The organism is Achromobacter sp. E1 (genome assembly GCF_037039475.1).
Taxonomy (GTDB): domain Bacteria; phylum Pseudomonadota; class Gammaproteobacteria; order Burkholderiales; family Burkholderiaceae_B; genus Achromobacter; species Achromobacter mucicolens.
In genome coordinates this window covers 5786823-5802832 of sequence record NZ_CP146253.1, presented here as the reverse complement: position 1 = coordinate 5802832, position 16010 = coordinate 5786823, and the positions used below count along the sequence as shown (strand labels likewise).

The 16010-nt window shown below is 63.7% G+C and carries 14 protein-coding genes; 11 read left to right on the top strand and 3 right to left on the bottom strand.

Translation table 11 applies throughout. From position 1 onward, the window contains the following. Positions 1 to 71: 71 nt before the first annotated feature. From V6V88_RS26785 to rfbC, 5 genes are all read left to right on the top strand, one after another. Positions 72 to 935: an endonuclease/exonuclease/phosphatase family protein gene (locus V6V88_RS26785; protein WP_056327159.1), complete on the top strand. Its 864-nt coding sequence runs from the start codon at positions 72 to 74 to the stop codon at positions 933 to 935. Then, positions 932 to 2143, top strand: a complete 1212-nt coding sequence (gene clsB, locus V6V88_RS26780; protein WP_056327161.1) for a cardiolipin synthase ClsB — start codon at positions 932 to 934, stop codon at positions 2141 to 2143. Before V6V88_RS26785 ends, clsB begins: the two co-directional genes overlap by 4 nt. A 71-nt stretch (positions 2144 to 2214) precedes the next feature. Next, positions 2215 to 3267: a dTDP-glucose 4,6-dehydratase gene (rfbB, locus tag V6V88_RS26775; protein ID WP_338617056.1), complete on the top strand. Its 1053-nt coding sequence runs from the start codon at positions 2215 to 2217 to the stop codon at positions 3265 to 3267. Further along, complete coding sequence (rfbA, locus tag V6V88_RS26770; protein WP_142052271.1) at positions 3264 to 4157, top strand: glucose-1-phosphate thymidylyltransferase RfbA; 894 nt, start codon at positions 3264 to 3266, stop codon at positions 4155 to 4157. The genes rfbB and rfbA overlap by 4 nt, the downstream gene beginning before the upstream one ends. Then, entirely contained in the window at positions 4157 to 4708 is a 552-nt protein-coding gene (rfbC, locus tag V6V88_RS26765) for a dTDP-4-dehydrorhamnose 3,5-epimerase (RefSeq protein WP_062838840.1), read from the top strand. The genes rfbA and rfbC overlap by 1 nt, the downstream gene beginning before the upstream one ends. Positions 4709 to 4716: 8 nt before the next feature. On the opposite strand, the gene V6V88_RS26760 is transcribed toward rfbC, so the two are convergent. From V6V88_RS26760 to V6V88_RS26750, 3 genes are all read right to left on the bottom strand, one after another. Continuing rightward, a complete protein-coding gene (locus V6V88_RS26760) occupies positions 4717 to 5592 on the bottom strand; it encodes a DMT family transporter (RefSeq protein ID WP_056327168.1) in 876 nt (291 codons plus the stop codon). Between the two features lie 13 nt (positions 5593 to 5605). Continuing rightward, positions 5606 to 6964 carry an MFS transporter gene (locus tag V6V88_RS26755; protein WP_062839040.1) on the bottom strand — a complete coding sequence of 453 codons (1359 nt, stop codon included), beginning with the start codon at positions 6962 to 6964 and terminating at the stop codon, positions 5606 to 5608. A 99-nt stretch (positions 6965 to 7063) separates the two neighbouring features. Next, positions 7064 to 7633, bottom strand: a complete 570-nt coding sequence (locus tag V6V88_RS26750; RefSeq protein ID WP_056327172.1) for a carbon monoxide dehydrogenase subunit G — start codon at positions 7631 to 7633, stop codon at positions 7064 to 7066. Between the two features lie 509 nt (positions 7634 to 8142). Here V6V88_RS26750 and V6V88_RS26745 point away from each other — a divergent pair. From V6V88_RS26745 to V6V88_RS26720, 6 genes are all read left to right on the top strand, one after another. Continuing rightward, a complete protein-coding gene (locus V6V88_RS26745) occupies positions 8143 to 8934 on the top strand; it encodes an ABC transporter permease (protein ID WP_062838841.1) in 792 nt (263 codons plus the stop codon). Then, positions 8924 to 10312 carry an ABC transporter ATP-binding protein gene (locus tag V6V88_RS26740; protein WP_062838842.1) on the top strand — a complete coding sequence of 463 codons (1389 nt, stop codon included), beginning with the start codon at positions 8924 to 8926 and terminating at the stop codon, positions 10310 to 10312. Before V6V88_RS26745 ends, V6V88_RS26740 begins: the two co-directional genes overlap by 11 nt. Positions 10313 to 10382: 70 nt before the next feature. Continuing rightward, entirely contained in the window at positions 10383 to 12230 is a 1848-nt protein-coding gene (locus V6V88_RS26735; RefSeq protein ID WP_280001514.1) for a methyltransferase, read from the top strand. Between the two features lie 178 nt (positions 12231 to 12408). Beyond that, on the top strand, positions 12409 to 13629 hold the full coding sequence (locus tag V6V88_RS26730) for a glycosyltransferase family 4 protein (protein ID WP_338617055.1): 1221 nt from the start codon (positions 12409 to 12411) through the stop codon (positions 13627 to 13629). A 14-nt stretch (positions 13630 to 13643) separates the two neighbouring features. Continuing rightward, the gene (locus V6V88_RS26725) at positions 13644 to 14702 is read left to right on the top strand and encodes an acyltransferase family protein (protein WP_196589456.1); all 1059 of its coding nucleotides are present in this window, start codon (positions 13644 to 13646) and stop codon (positions 14700 to 14702) included. After that, positions 14689 to 15951 (top strand): hypothetical protein, encoded by a 1263-nt coding sequence (locus V6V88_RS26720; protein ID WP_280001515.1) that lies wholly within the window; start codon positions 14689 to 14691, stop codon positions 15949 to 15951. The genes V6V88_RS26725 and V6V88_RS26720 overlap by 14 nt, the downstream gene beginning before the upstream one ends. The last annotated feature ends 59 nt before the right edge of the window (positions 15952 to 16010 follow it).

Sequence of the window (16010 nt, the reverse complement as noted above, 5' to 3'; positions counted from 1 at the left end):
CGGCGGCTGGCCAGAGGACCTTCCGGGACCCGGCCGGCAGTTCCCAAGATTTGAAAGGCGCCATTGCTTCCATGTCGCTCATCCGAGTCGTCAGCTACAACATACACAAGGGCCGTTCGGCACTAGGCCGGCGCGACTCCCTGAATGAACTTCGCCTGGGCCTGTATGGCCTGCGCCCAGATCTGGTCTTCCTGCAGGAGGTCCAGGGCCGCAACGAGCATAAGTCGCTGCTCGACGCGCAGCACGAATCCCTTGCCGCGGCCTTGCGGCTGGATGTGGCCTACGGCCGCAACGCCGTGCGCCATGCCACCGATCATGGCAACGCGCTGCTCTCGCGCTATCCCATCATCGACCACGAAAATCTCGACATTTCCGATCACCGTCTCGAGCAGCGTGGACTTCTGCACGCGCGCGTCGAGGTCGGGGATCGTGCCGTGCATTGCTTCGTGGTCCATCTGGGCCTGTTCGCCGGCAGCCGCAGCCGCCAGATCCTGGCGCTGACCGAGCGCATCAAGCGCATGGTGCCCGATGGCGAGCCCATCCTCATCGCCGGCGATTTCAACGACTGGAACGACAGGCTGGCGCCGATGTTCGTGCAGCAGCTCGGGTTGTACGAAGTGTTCTCGCATGCCCCGCGCAGCCATGGCGGCGATCTGCCGCGCCTGCGCGACTCGGTCAAGCGGCTGTCCAACGCTTTGCGCGGATTGCCCAATAGCGGCGTCTCGGTCATGGAGCGCACCAACCAGCTTGGCATGGGGGGAAGCTCGTTGCTCGCGCCGCCGCCGCGAACGTTCCCGGCGGTGTTTCCCTGGTTCCGCCTGGACCGCATCTACCAGCGCGGCTTCGCGGTGCGCAGCGCCCGCGTGCTGCGCGGCCGCGAGTGGGCCAAGCTGTCCGATCACTCCCCCTTGCTCGCGGAGCTGGAACTCCCGTGAAGGACGAGCAGGACAGGCTGGAATGGGTGCCGGGCAACGATATCCGTCTGCTCCAGAATGGCGCCGACTTCTTTCCCGCGCTGTGCGCGGCGATCGATGCCGCCACCGTGAGCGTGCATCTGGAAACCTACATCTTCATGATCGACCGCACCGGCGCGAAGGTGCTGGAGTGCCTGGCGGCGGCCGCGCGCCGCGGCGTGAAGGTGCGCGTGGTGCTGGATGGGTTTGGCAGCGCCCTGCATGGCGAGCGCGTGCGGGTCGCGCTGACCAATGCAGGCGCGCAGTGCCGCATCTTCCGGCCTGAGCCGCGCTGGTTTGCGCGGTACGTGCCGTCGCGCAGCCGCCTGCGGCGCCTGCATCGCAAGGTCACGATCATCGATGGCCGCATGGCGTTCATCGGCGGCATCAACGTCATCGACGACTACGACGATCTGGATCCGACCGACGGCCTGACGGGACCGCGGTTCGATTTCGCCGTGCAGGTCGAAGGCCCGCTGGTCACGCAGGCGGCCCACGCGCAGGAACTGTTGTGGGTGCGCCTGAATTGGGCGCGTCTGCGGCGCCATCCGCGCGACTGGCATCGCCTGCAGTTGCTCAAGCCGCGCGACGTTCCCGCGCCGCCAGGCGGCATGCTGCGCGCCGCGCTGGTGCTGCGCGACAACCTGCGCTTTCGGCGCACGTTCGAGCGCGCCTATCTGTTCGGCATCTCGCGCGCGCGCCGCGACATCCTGATCGCCAATGCCTATTTCTTTCCCGGCGTGCGCTTTCGCCGCGCGCTGGCCAAGGCCGCGGCCCGCGGCGTGCGGGTGCGCCTGCTCTTGCAGGGCAAGGTCGAATACCGGATGCAGTATCACGCCACGCGTTCGCTTTATGACAAGCTTTTGCGCGACGGCATCGAGATCTACGAGTACATGCCGGGTTACCTGCACGCCAAGGTCGCGGTGATCGACAACGTGGCCACCGTGGGCTCGTCCAACCTGGACCCCTTCAGCCTGCTGCTGGCGCGCGAGGCCAACGTCGTGGTCGACAGCCAGCCGTTCGCGTGGGACCTGCAGGAACGCCTGGAAACCGCCATTCGCGAGGGCGGGCGCTTCATCCGGCCGCTGGACTATCAGCGCCGGGGATTCGTGCGGCGTTGGATCGACGCGGCGTCCTATGCGCTCTTGCGGATCGGCGTGGCGTTCACGGGAACGTCGGACAAATACTGAGCACGGGCGCACGCCGGCGCGGCAGTAAACTACCCGCTTTGGAGGCCTGCCCTCCGATCAGGCACAACGCAATGAGCATTCTCGTCACCGGAGGCGCCGGGTTCATCGGATCCAACTTCGTGCTGGATTGGCTGGCGCTTGGCGATGAGACGGTCGTCAATCTGGACAAGCTGACCTACGCAGGCAACCGCGCCAATCTGGACAGCCTGGCGCACGACGCGCGCCATGTGCTGGTCGTGGCGGACATCGCCGACACGCATCGGGTGACCGAGGTGCTGCGCCAGCATCGTCCGCGCGCCATCATCAATTTTGCCGCCGAAACCCACGTCGACCGTTCGATCGCGGGCGCGGGCAATTTCGTCAGGACCAACGTCGGCGGCACGTTCGGTTTGCTGGAAGCCGCCCGCACGTTCTGGAGTGAACTGGACGGCGCCGCGCGCGATGCGTTCCGATTCCTGCATGTGTCGACGGACGAGGTCTACGGCTCGCTGGCGCCATCCGATCCGGGCTTTACCGAAACCAGCCCCTACCAGCCCAACAATCCCTACGCCGCCAGCAAGGCGGGCGGGGACCATCTGGTGCGCGCGTGGGCGCAGACCTACGGACTGCCGGTGCTCATGACGCACTGTTCGAACAATTTCGGCCCCCGGCAGTTTCCCGAAAAGCTGATTCCCCTGATGATCCATCACGCGCTGGCGGGCAAGCCACTGCCCGTCTACGGAGATGGCTTGCACGCGCGCGACTGGCTGTATGTCGCCGACCATTGCGACGGCTTGCGCAAGGTGCTGGAACGCGGCCGGCCTGGCGAAACCTACAACCTGGGCGCGGGTAACGAGCGCACCACGCTGCAGGTCGTCGAGGCGGTGTGCGCCTTGCTGGATGTCTTGCGGCCGCGGCCCGATGGCAGGGCGTACCGCGACCTGATCGCGCTGGTCGCCGACCGGCCCGGCCACGATCGCCGCTACGCCATCGATGCGCACAAGGCGCGGCAGACGTTGGGTTGGCAGCCCGCCGAAACGTTTGCCTGGGGCCTGGAAAAGACCGTCCGGTGGTATCTGGATCATCCGCAGTGGCTGCGTGATGGGGCAGGGCACGCGCGCCCGGCTGAAGGAGATGCGCCATGACGGCAACGGGCGCGCGCAAGGGGATCATCCTGGCGGGCGGGTCGGGCACGCGGCTGCATCCCGCGACGCTGGCGGTAAGCAAGCAGCTCATGCCCGTTTACGACAAGCCCATGATCTATTACCCGCTGACCACGCTGATGCTGGCCGGCATACGCGAGATCCTGATCATCTCCACCCCCGACGACCTGCCGCGATTCCGGCAGTTGCTGGGCGACGGCGGGCAGTGGGGCCTGTCGCTGGAATACGCGGTGCAGCCGGCGCCCGAAGGCCTGGCGCAGGCGTTTTTGATCGGGGCGGACTTCATCGGGCAGGCGCCCTGCGCGCTGGTGCTGGGCGACAACCTTTTCTACGGGCACGATTTTCACCAGCTGCTTGCCGGCGCCATGGCGCGTCAGGCGGGCGCCACCATCTTTGCCTATCATGTCCAGGATCCGCAACGCTACGGCGTGGTCGAGTTCGACGCGCACGGCAACGCGCTGCGTATCGAGGAAAAGCCCGCGTCGCCCAAATCGAACTACGCGGTGACCGGACTGTATTTCTACGACAATCGGGTGATCGACCTGGCGCGCCAGATCCGTCCGTCCGCGCGCAACGAGCTGGAAATCACCGACGTGAATCAGGCGTACCTGGAACTCGGGGCGCTCAACGTCGAAATCATGGGACGAGGGCATGCGTGGCTGGATACGGGCACGCACGATAGCCTGCTCGATGCATCGCAGTTCATTGCGACGCTTGAACGCCGGCAAGGCTTGAAGGTGGCATGCCCTGAAGAGATCGCATTCCGTAAGCGCTGGATCGACGCGGCGCAACTGGAAACGCTGGCCCGTCCGCTGGTCAAAAGCGGCTATGGCCAGTACCTGATGAACCTTCTTACCCGGCTGCCTCATTGATGCGCGTGACGCCCTTGTCCCTGCCCGAGGTCCTGCGCATCGATCCCGTGATGCACCAGGACGACCGCGGCTATTTCGTCGAGACCTATGTGCAATCGGTCTTTGACGCGGCAGCCGGCCGGCCGGTCCGCTTTCTGCAGGACAACCAGTCGCACTCGCGGCGCCATGTCCTGCGCGGCCTGCATTATCAGACGCTGCAACCGCAGGGCAAGCTGGTGCGCGTCACCGAAGGCGAGATCTTCGATGTCGCGGTCGATATGCGGGAAGGATCGCCCACGTTCGGCCAATGGACGAGCGAGATCCTGTCGTCAGAGAACCTGCGCCAGCTCTGGGTGCCCGAAGGCTTTGCGCACGGATTCCTGGTGCTGTCCGAGTACGCCAACGTGGTCTACAAGACGACCGCGCCTTACCTGCCGGCGCATCAGCAATGCGTGATGTGGAATGACCCGGCGATTGCGATTGCCTGGCCGGTGCAGGCCGAGCCGATATTGTCCGACAGCGACCGGCGAGGTCTCGCCCTGGCGCAAGCGCCGCGGATGGCGCCGGCCTGACCGGGCGTTCAGCGGGGGCGCTTCATCCCGACCAGTCCCAGCGCCAGCGCGGTGCCCACAAGAATGATGCCCGCGCCCGCTAGGATGGGCGCCGTGATGGCTTCGTCCAGGAACCACGCGCCCCAGACCACCCCGAAGATGGGAACCAGGAACGTGACGCTGACCGCGCCGGTCGGGCCCACGTTGGCGATCAGCCGGAAGAACACGATGTATGCGGCGCCGGTACACACGACGGCAAGCAGGACCGTCGCGCCCCAGGCCTCCCAGGACACCGGCTGTTGCGGCCAGGTGGCCACGGCCGCGGGCAGCAGGACCAATGCCGCCGACACCATGCTGCCCGTTGCGCTGGTCAAGGGGTCCACGCCTGTCAGGAACCGCTTCGTCCAGTTCGCGGCAACGCCGTAGAAGACGGGCGCGGAGACGGCGGCGAGCACGGCAAAGCCCGTGCCGCCGGATTGAAAGTCGAGCTTGTCCCAGACCAGCACCACGATGCCGGACAGACCGATCAGCAGTCCCAGCGAGCGCGTCCACGGCAACCGGTCTTTCAGCCACAGCCAGCCGATCACGGCGCCCCACACCGGCGTCACGGCGTTGGCGACGGACAAAAAGCCCGCGCCCAACGACTGGGCGGCGTACGCGTAAAGCAGGAAGGGCAGCGCGGCATTCAAGGTGCCGACCACGAGAATGGCTTTCCAGCGGCGCGCGATCAAGGGCAGCTTGTTGCGCCAGATCGCGGCGGGCAGGAGAAAGAGCGCGGCCAGTCCCACGCGCAGTTCGATGAGCGCCACAGGCCCGAACTCCGGCACGGCGACGCGCATGAAAAGAAAAGAGCCGCCCCAGACGGCGGCTAGAATCAACAGGTCCTGCAGATCGCGGCGTTGCATGTTCAGCTCTGAATCAACCGTGGCTGCGGCTCGTGACCAGGTTTCTCATCTTCACCCGGTGCGCCAGCACCGCGCACGTGAGGGAGAGGAAAATACACAGGATCAGGCCGGTGCGCACGCCCGAGAGCACCGTGCTGTGGGAAATCAGGATGCCGACCACGGCGGTGCCCAGCGCGCTGCCGATGGCGCGCGTCGTCTGCACCAGCGCCGAGGCGACGCCCACGTCGCGCCGCTCGCTGAGCATCTGCATGAAAAGCGTCAGGTTGGGCAGCAGAAAGCCCAGCGCACAGCCGTTGACGAAGAATGCGCCAAGAATCCACCACGCCGACGTGCCTGGCGAAATCAGCAGCACCATCAGCGATCCGGCCGCGAGCAGGACGCCGCCGAACACCATCAGGCGCTGCGGTTCGGTCTGCTTGGGAAACATCCGGCCGTTGATGATGCTGCCCACCGAGATCGCGGCCACCAGCGGCGTCAGCAGCAGTCCCGCCTGGCTGGGCGTATAGCCCAGCACCTGTTGCAGCAGCAACGGGCTGTAGAAGATCAGGATGAACATCACCGCGCCGACCATCATCGCCGCCACGTTCAGCAGGCGCGGCTCGTGTCCCGAGAGCACGCGCAGCGGGAAGATGGGCGACTTCACGCGGCGCTCGGTGGGAATCAGGATGGCGATGGCGGCGGCGCCGACCAGCGCCAGCGACAGGCCAAGGATCGGGTGCGCGTGTTCGCCGCTGGCAAAGGCAAGCTCCAGCGCGGCCAGCGGCGCGCCCACGGCCAGCACGAGCAGGATGGCGCCAAGCCAGTCGATCTTGCGGCTGCCGTCATGGATGGGCCGGATGCGCGGGAAATAACGCGCCAGTAGGAAAAACGCGCCCGCGGCCGCGATGGGCGAGATGAAGAACGCCGCGCGCCATCCCAGGGCCTGCGTGGCCGCGCCGCCCAGCACCGGACCGATGCCGCTGGCCATGGCGAAAGCGGCGGACACCAACGCCATCCATCTGACCCGCTGCTTGGCGTCGGGGAACAGGTCCGCCGGCGCGGCGAAGGCGGTGGCGATCATCATGCCGCCGCCCACCCCCTGCAGGGTGCGGAACACGATCAACTGCGTCATGGACTGTGCCAGGCCACAGGCAATGGAGCCAAGCGCGATGATGAGCACCGACACCAGCATCAAGGGCTTGCGGCCGAACATGTCGCCCAGCCGGCCAAAGATCAGGATGGAAGCCGCCGTGGCAAGCAGATAGCCCGTGCCGACCCAGGCATACAGCGCCATGCCGTTCAGGGCCTCGGCCACGCGCGGCAGCGTGGTGCTGATGATGGTGGAATCCAGGGCGGCAAGCACCACGGTGGCCGACACCCCCGCCATCGCCATCAGCAAGTCCCGTCTTGAGCGTGCGGGGTCAGTGGCTGGCTGAGCGGGTGGCGGCGGCGGAGTCATGCCGCCTAGGATATCACCGGCACCCTAGGGTTATCACTTGTAAAAAGCGTGGTATCCCCAGAATACGGCGATCACCAAGACGACCAGCATCCAGGACCAGCGGGAATTGGACAGGCCCCGCGGTTCGGGCTCGGGCGGCGGTGGCGGGGGTGCCAGACGCGGCTGGGCCGCCATGTGGTCGATGAAGGCAGTGAAGAACTTGTCGACGATTTTCTCGGCGGCCTTCAGGAGCACGCCTTCCCCGCACTCGCCCAGCTTGCCGCCTGCCATGCCGGCAACGGTGTAGGCCACGCGGGTGCCCTCGTCCTTGGTGGTCAGGTTGACCTGAGCCGTGCCGATCGCCAGGCAGGCGGCTCGCCCCTTGCCTTCGAACACCAGCGTGCAGCTGTTCGGGGCGTTGACATCGGAGAGCAGGATCTCGCCGTCGTAGTCGGTGTCGATACCGGCGATCTTGGCGCGCAGCGTGACCGCGTACTCGGTCGGACTGCGCATGGCGACTTCCACACACCCCGGAATGCACTTCTGTAACACTCGCGGGTCGGTCAACGCATCCCAGGTCTGGTGCTGCGTCGAAGGAATCCATTGGGCATCGGCAATGCGCATGGCTGTCTCCCTGTTCCAACAGTGTTGTGAATCCATTGTGGACCGGTCTGGAGAAAATAGCCACGAGACGGCGGCAATGCCAGGTCTCAGTAATAGTGAGACGTACTATTGTTTGTAAATCTGAATGAGTAAAACCGTCGGAAAATCCGCTTCGGCCTGCGTTTTCAGCATGTTATGATGTTCAGTTGCACTAAAACTTAGTATGCGCACCTTGCGCCCCGAGGTTTCGTCCGTTCATCTTGAATAATTTGCAAAACCAATGTTGCGAATAATTTGCTGATTGTAATTTGGACGTTCGGGCTTTAAAGCGATAGGTCGGCAGGGTATTACGGCGCTTTTTTTCCTGATGAATCAGCCTCTGAATGGCCGCTCCCGGGTTTTTGGCGGCGTCAGTAATGCAATTATTTCCAATAACTTTATGTCCGCCCCGGATTTCGTAAGGAGCGGGACGGTCAAGCGGGATAGGTAGTGTGAATCCTCATCAGGCACAGCGTGTATCTCCGGCTGCGATGTTCGACAGCATCTGGAGCAATCGAAAGCTCGCGGTTCAAATGTGCAAGCGGGAAGTCCTGGGCCGCTATCGCGGCTCGATCTTCGGGCTGGCGTGGTCTTTTTTCACGCCGCTGCTCATGCTGACTGTATACACGTTTTTCTTTACCGTAGTGTTTAAGGCTCGCTGGGGCGTCAGCCAGGATGCCAGCCACGCGAATTTCGCGGTCGTGCTGTTCGTCGGGCTGATCGTTCACGGGCTGTTCTCCGAGTGCATCAGCCGCGCGCCAGGCCTCATCCACAGCAACGTGACCTACGTGAAAAAGGTCGTCTTTCCCCTGGAGATCTTTCCGTGGGTGGCGATGGGCGCCGCGCTCTTTCATGCGGCTATCAGCGTGTGCGTGCTCTTGATTGCTCAATTGGTGCTCAGCGGCTCCATCAGCTGGACGGCGATATTTTTCCCGGTCGTGCTGATGCCCCTGCTGATGGTGACCATGGGATTTGCCTGGTTCCTGTCCGCAACGGGTGTTTATGTGCGCGACATCGGCCAGACGATCGGCCTGTTGATGTCGGTGCTGCTGTTCGTCTCTCCCGTGTTCTATCCGATTTCAAATCTGCCGCCTAAGGCGCAGATGGTTGTGATGCTCAATCCCCTTACCTTGATTATTGAAGAATCCCGCAAGGTGCTGCTTTACGGCGAATTGCCGAATTGGGGCGCGCTTGGTATTTACGCGGCCATCAGCATGGTGATTGCGTGGGCAGGTTTTTGGTGGTTCCAGAAGGCGCGCAAGGGGTTCGCTGATGTCCTCTGATGGCAATGTCATTCGCGTAGATCGCCTGAGCAAGTGTTATCAGATCTACGATCGGCCGCATGACCGGCTGAAGCAGTTTGTCGCGCCGCGTCTGCGCAGCATGCTTGGCCGGCCGCCGGTCAACTATTTCCGCGAGTTCTGGGCATTGCGCGACGTGTCCTTCAATGTGGGCCGCGGCGAGACCGTGGGCATCATTGGCCGCAATGGCTCGGGCAAGTCCACTTTGCTGCAGATGATCTGCGGCACGCTGATGCCGACCTCGGGCACCGTGGAGACGCAAGGCCGCGTTGCTGCTCTGCTGGAACTGGGCGCGGGATTCAACCCCGAGTTCACCGGGCGCGAAAATGTGTTTCTGAATGCGATGGTTTTGGGGTTGAGCCAGCCCGAAATCGAGGCGCGTTTTGATGAGATTGCGGCATTTGCCGATATTGGCCAGTTTATCGAGCAGCCGGTCAAACATTATTCCAGCGGCATGTATGCCCGCCTGGCTTTCGCTGTGGCGATCAACGTGGATCCGGATATCCTCGTCGTTGACGAGGCGCTGGCTGTTGGCGACGAACCCTTTCAGCGCAAATGTTTTGCGCGAATCGACGCGATCAAGAATCGCGGCGCCACGATCCTGTTTGTTTCGCATTCGGGCGCGGCCATTATCAATCTGTGCGACCGCGCGGTGCTGCTCAATGCTGGCGAACGCCTGTTCACCGGTATTCCGAAGCGGGCTGTTTATTTTGGCCAGAAGCTCGGCAACACCACCAGCGATAAAGCCGTCGAGCTGATCGCGGAAATCCGCCGGATCGACGCCGAGGGCGAGAGCGCGGCCAGTCTGGCCGAGCCGGCGGCCGACAAAGCCAAGCCGGCCGCTGCCGCCGGGTCGGTCCCGGCGGGCGGACTTGAGCCGTTCTTCGACGCGAGCTTCGTGCCGGATACGTTGTCCTACGACGAAGTGGGCGCCAAGCTGTCCGCGCCGATGCTTCAGACGCTGGGCGGCGCGCAGGTCAATCACATTCTTCGCGGCCATCGCTACAAGCTCAAGTGCAGCGTGCAGTTCACCGAGGATTGCCCCGCGGTCCGGTTTTACGCACTGATCCGCACCACGTCGGGTATCGATCTGGCGGGCTGCGCCCATCCCATCCTGGACGAACACGGCATCGACTTCACCGCCGGCACCTCGTTGGACCTGGAATTCGAGTTTGAATGCTCGCTGAACCCGGCAACGTATTTTTGCACCTTCGCCGCTCAGGGCGAAGACGGTTCATTGCATCATCGTATTGTCGACGCGATTGTCTTTCGTGTGATGGCGGACGAGCCGCGTCCCGCGACTGGCCTTTTCGACATCGGATTTCAACCCAGGATCTTGCTGGATGCCGTTTCCGAGTAATCGGCGACGCCTGGCAGGATAGAGAACTGAAATGCACAATCTTCCGACGGATTACAAAGAACACAAAGGAATGCTGTTTCCGGAGACGGATGGCAGTATTCCCGAATTCACCTACACCGATGGCGCCGACTTCGAACAGCAGATCGAGCGCATCATCGCCGATGCCAAGGATCGCTCGCTGTTTTCGCGCGAATTGGTGGGCGCCATCTGGGACTGGCGGTCCGCCTGCCACCTGTCGCCTGTGCGCGCGAACATCCTGCGCCCGCTCGAGAAGCTGTGCCGCGGCCGCGTGCTGGAACTGGGCTCCGGCTGCGGCATCATCACACGCTATCTGGGCGAGCTGGGCGGCGATGTCGTGGCCCTGGAGGCCTCGGCTCACCGCGCCTCGATCACGCGCCAGCGCACGGTCGACCTGAACAATGTCACCGTCGTCTGCGACCGCATCGAAGATTTCAACGCCGAAAAGAAGTTCGACGTCGTGACGATGATCGGCGTATTGCAGTACGCCCGGCTTTTTTCCCATTGCGGCGACCGCGCCGAGCTGGACCTGCTGGCCAATGCCGCGCGCCAGCTCAATGACGACGGCGTTCTGGTCATCGCCATCCAGAACAAGCTGGGCCTGAAGTATTTCTCGGGCTTTCCCGAGCCGAACGTGGACGTGCCCTACTACGGCGTGGAAGGGCAGTACGGGCCCGAGACCATCATCCGGTTTGGGCTGGATGAGCTCAAGGGCATCCTGGGTTCCGTCGGACTGAGCGCGCAGGAAGTGTATTTCCCGCTGCCGGACTATCACATGCCGGTGTCGCTCCTGACCTCGAAGGGGCTGGATCCGAAGGGCCAGTTTGCCGCCCGTCCGCTGTTGACCGGCACGGTTGGCCGCGACCGCGCCCGGCCCGACTGGATCGTGCCGGCTTTCTCGCTGGAGCAGGCCTGGGCCTCGATCCACGAAAACGGCCTGGCCGAAGACCTGGCGAACTCGTTTCTGATCATTGCCGGCAAGTCGGAGCGGGCCGTGGCCGCGCTGCGCGAAGCGCAGGATCTTGCCTGGCACTACAGCGTCGAGCGCCACCCGGCGTTTGCCACCGCGAAGCGCTTTTACCTGGACGGCGGCGAAGTCCGCACGGCGCGGGACCGCGTGACGCAGGAAGCCGCGCCGGCGTTGCCGGTAAGCCATTCGATCGACGATGGCCCGTATCTGAAGGGCCATCTCTGGTGGCTGGGCCTGGTAAAGGTGCTGAACACGCCGGGCTGGTCGGCGATGGACGTGTGCAACTGGGCGCGGCCCTGGATCGACGCGATCTGCCGCGAGGCGGATCTCGGCCCGGCGGTGTCGCTGTCTCTGGACAAGCCGGTGCCCGGCGCCCTGTTCGACTGGACCCCCTTGAACTGCATGGAAGTCGCGCCCGGCGAGCTGGCCTTCTTCGACAAGGAATGGAAGCTCGAATCGGACCTGACGCTGTCCTACGTGATCCTGCGTGGCCTGTTCGGCAGTCTGGCCAGCGTTTCCAGCTGCGCCCAGCCCGCCGAAGGCACGCCGCTGGAAATCCTGGAACTGTTGCGTGAGTCGCTGCGGATGCAGAGCATCGGCATCACCGATGACCACGTCGAGAAGTACATCGCTCAGGAATCCAGCGTGCAGCACTGGATCAACGGCGGCGTTGAAGGCCGCATCGGCGCGCCTTGGGTTACCTACGTCAAATCCGCCAAGCTGGTGGTGCGCATCGACGGCCGGCACATGCGCGCGCTGCTTGACGACGCCAAGGCGCACGACGCAAACCAGCAGGCGGTGATCCAGACGCAGGCCGCGGAGATCGCTGCCATGCGCACGACGCTGGAACAGTATCAAAGCAGGGCGCTTGCGGAAGCCGGCTCCCGGTGGCGGCGTGCGTTCCGGGCGTTGTTTGGACGGTCCGCCTGAGCCTTACGCGGTTTTTGGGGCGACGACAGTAGCGCATGGTTGCATTGTCGCCATTACAAGAGTGAATGAAATCCCATGTAGCGCCAGGCGGAGGGGAAACCATGAAAAACGTACATGGTCAGCGTTCGCAACAGGCCTGGTTCGACATAAGAGGATTGACGGGCACACGATGAGAGTTTTGCAAGTTAACGGATACCAGTCGCCCGGACGCCGCTTCAACGGGCTTTCCCTGAAGCCTCATCTCGAGGCGCTTGGTGTTTCGTCCAAGCATTTCGTGTGGGAGCAGGACCGTCAGGAAGAAGGCGTCGTGAGCCTGCACGGCAAGCTGCTGCGCAAGGTCAACCGGCTGACGCGAGGCGTCGAGAAAGTGTTGTCGCTGCAATCGCAGCTGTATTCCAACGGCATGCACATGCGCCGCATGGAGGCGTTCCGCGAAGCGGATCTGGTTCACTACCACATCATCCATTCGGGTTTTCTGAGCATGCAGTCGCTGCCGGCGATGACGGGCGACAAGCCCTCGCTTTGGACGCTGCACGATCCGTGGGCGATGACCGGCCACTGTATTCACCCTTTTTCGTGCCAGCGATGGAAGACGGGCTGCGGCCAGTGCCCCGATCTGAAGACGGATTTCGCGATCCAGCGCGACACGACGGCGCTGAACTTCCGGCTCAAGCGGATGGCCTACCGGCGCTCGAACTTCGAGATCCTGGTGGCCTCGAGCTGGATGGAGAACATGGTCCGGCAGTCGCCCCTGATGGACGATGTGCCCGTTCACAAGGTGCCGTTTGGCCTGGACCTGGATTTCTTCAAACCCGGTGACCAGGCAGCGGCCAAGGTCCGCCTGGGCATCGAGCCGCATCGGCTGGTGCTGTGCTTCCGGTCCGTGGTCAACGACTTCAAGGGCCTGCAGTATGTGATCGAGGCGCTGGACCGCTTGCAGACGCAGGTGCCCATCTGCCTTTTGACGCTCAACGACAAGGGCCGGATCGAGAAGTTCAAGGACAGGTTCCAGGTCGTCGAACTAGGCTGGACGAATGACGATAGCGTGATGCAGGACGTCTATAGTGCGACTGACCTGTTCCTCATGCCGTCGCTGGCCGATTCGTTTGGGTTGATGGCGGTCGAGGCGATGGCTTGCGGCAAGCCCACCATCTGCTTCGAAGGGACCGCCTTGCCCGAGGTCGTGTTCACGCCGGAAGCGGGGCTGGCGGTGCCGTCCCGCGATTCGGCCGCGCTGGCGGCGGCGATGGAGCGGCTGATCGCCGATCCGCAGGAGCGGCTGGCACGAGGCGCAAGATCGCGCCAGCTGGCCGAGCAGCACTATGACATACGCTTGCAGGCCGAGCGTATGGTGGACGTTTACGAACGTGTGATCCACGGAAGGCAGTCGGGAAAATGACAACGGCGGATACGTTGACCACCAGGATTGCGGATCCGAAGTCCGACGCGGTGCCTGGCAAACAGAGAGCGGCCTGGGCGGACCTGTGCCGGGTGGTGGCCATCTATGGCGTGATCCTGATTCACTCCTGCGGGGCGGCGTTCTACGCCTTCGGCAAGAGTCCGTTGCCCGACTGGTTGTCGGCCAACGCGCTGGATTCCGCCGTGCGCGTGGCGGTGCCGCTGTTCGTGATGATTTCGGGCGCGATGCTGATGCGTCCGGGGATGCAGGTGGTCTCCACCGGCAGCATCCTGCGCCGGGTGCTGAAGGTGTTCATCCCGCTGGTCTTCTGGAGCGCCGCGTTCCTGTACCGCAACGGTGCGCTGGGCAGTTACGGCGCGGGCCTGCTCACGATGTTTTCCGAGCCGGTGATGTACCACCTGTGGTTCGTGTACATGATCGTCGGGCTGTATGTCCTGCTGCCTTTCCTGCAGGCAATCTACGAAGTGCTGCGCAGCCGGCCTGCGCTGAGCGTCTATTTCTTCGTAGTCTGGTTTGCCGTCACCAGCGTGCCGCAGTATTGGCCGCTGCCGGTCCTGCGGATCATGCAGCTCACCAGCTTTCTTGGGTATGGCGGGTTGTTCATCCTGGGCGGCCTCTTGGCCGGCGTTGACCGCAAGGCCATCCCGCGTTGGGCGTGTATTGCCGTCTATGCCATCTGCTCGGCGATCACGTTCTATCTGACGTGGCGTTTCAGCGAAAAGGCCGGCGTGCCGGTCGAACGCGCCTACGTCTATTTCACGCCTAACGTGGTCATCGCGTCGATCGCGGCGTTTCTGGCGTTCGTGACGGTAGATTTGTCGGCCCGGTCCGCGGCGATTGCGAAATGGCTGAGCGACCGCGCCTTCATCATCTTTTTCGTGCATGTGGTGGTGCTGGAGCATGTTCGCTTCAGCAGCGCGATCCGCATTGCGACGGAGCACCTGCCTGCCGGGTTCGTGATCCTGTTGATTTCTCTCAGCACGTTTTTCATCTGCGGCGTTATCGCGGCCGCGATTCGCCTGATTCCGGGAGCCAGCCGTGTTGCCGGATAACGATTCGACCACCATGGACCATCCGAACGCGCGCAAGGGCAGGATTCTGTTGTTGAGCTACGCCTTCCCGCCCATGCAGGTGCAGATGACGGCAGCGGTCTACAAGCCGATGGCCGCGCTTGCCCGTTCCGGATACGACGTCGACGTCGTGTGCGCGGACTCATTCTGCGCGGAATTGCCGCTGGACCACAGCCTGCTGCCTTTCGCCGAGAAGACCTTCGGCCGGATCGACCGGCTGCGGCCCGCGAAGAACCTGATGAGCCTCGTGCGATCCTCCATCCGCAAGCTCGATCGCGTGCCGGACCTGATGACCGTGCTGCGCGAATCCGCGTACAGCAAGCTCATGGACATGGATCTCACGCAGTACGACGCCGTGATGACCTGGTCGCCGTTTCATTCGGTCAACGCCGTGATGACGCGCGTGAAGAAGGCGCGGCGCAACGTGAAGTGGCTGGCACAGTTCAGCGACCCCTGGGCGGGCAATCCGCTTGAGGTCAGCCGGCTGACCAAACTGTGGAACGCGCGGCACGAGCCGCGCGCGGTGGCAGCGGCCGATTTCATCGTGCACAGCTCGCGGTATTCCCTGGATCTGATGATGCAGGGGCAGCCCGAATCCGTGCGCCGCCGCACCGATGTGATTCCCCATGCCTTCGATGAAGCCCTCTTCCCGCAGCGGCCGAAAGCAAGGAACGATCGCATCGTCATGCGTTATGTGGGCGTGCTGTACGGCCGCCGCTCGCCCGAACCGCTGTTCCAGGCACTGGGGCGCCTGTTTCAGCGGCGGCCGGACCTGCGCGGCGTGCTCTGCCTCGAGCTGATCGGCCTGGTGCCGCCCGAGATGCTCGCCACCGAGGCCGCCATGAGCCTGCCGGAGGGCACCGTGCGCGCCGTCGGCAACGTGTCGTTCGTCGAATCGCTGGAGCAGATGTACGACGCGGACATTCTGCTGCTGATCGAAGCCAATGTGCGCCAGAACCTGTTCCTGCCCAGCAAACTGTCCGACTACATCGGCGCGGATACGCCCATCGTGGGCCTGACGCCGCCGGGCGGCTCCGAGGACGCAATGAAGCACCTTGGCTGCTGGCACGCCCGCCCGTCCGAGGTCGAGGATATCGAGAAGGCGGTCGAGGGCGCCGTGGACCACGTGCTGCGCAAGGACGGGTCCGATTGGTGCAATCAGGCCTACCGCGATACATTCAGCGGCAATTGGATCGCGCAGCGCTTTGGCAAGATCCTGGAGGGGCTCTGACGCTGGCTTGCCCGCAGGCAACGCCAGTTCCCGCATATCCATGCCCATAAGCTACTAAC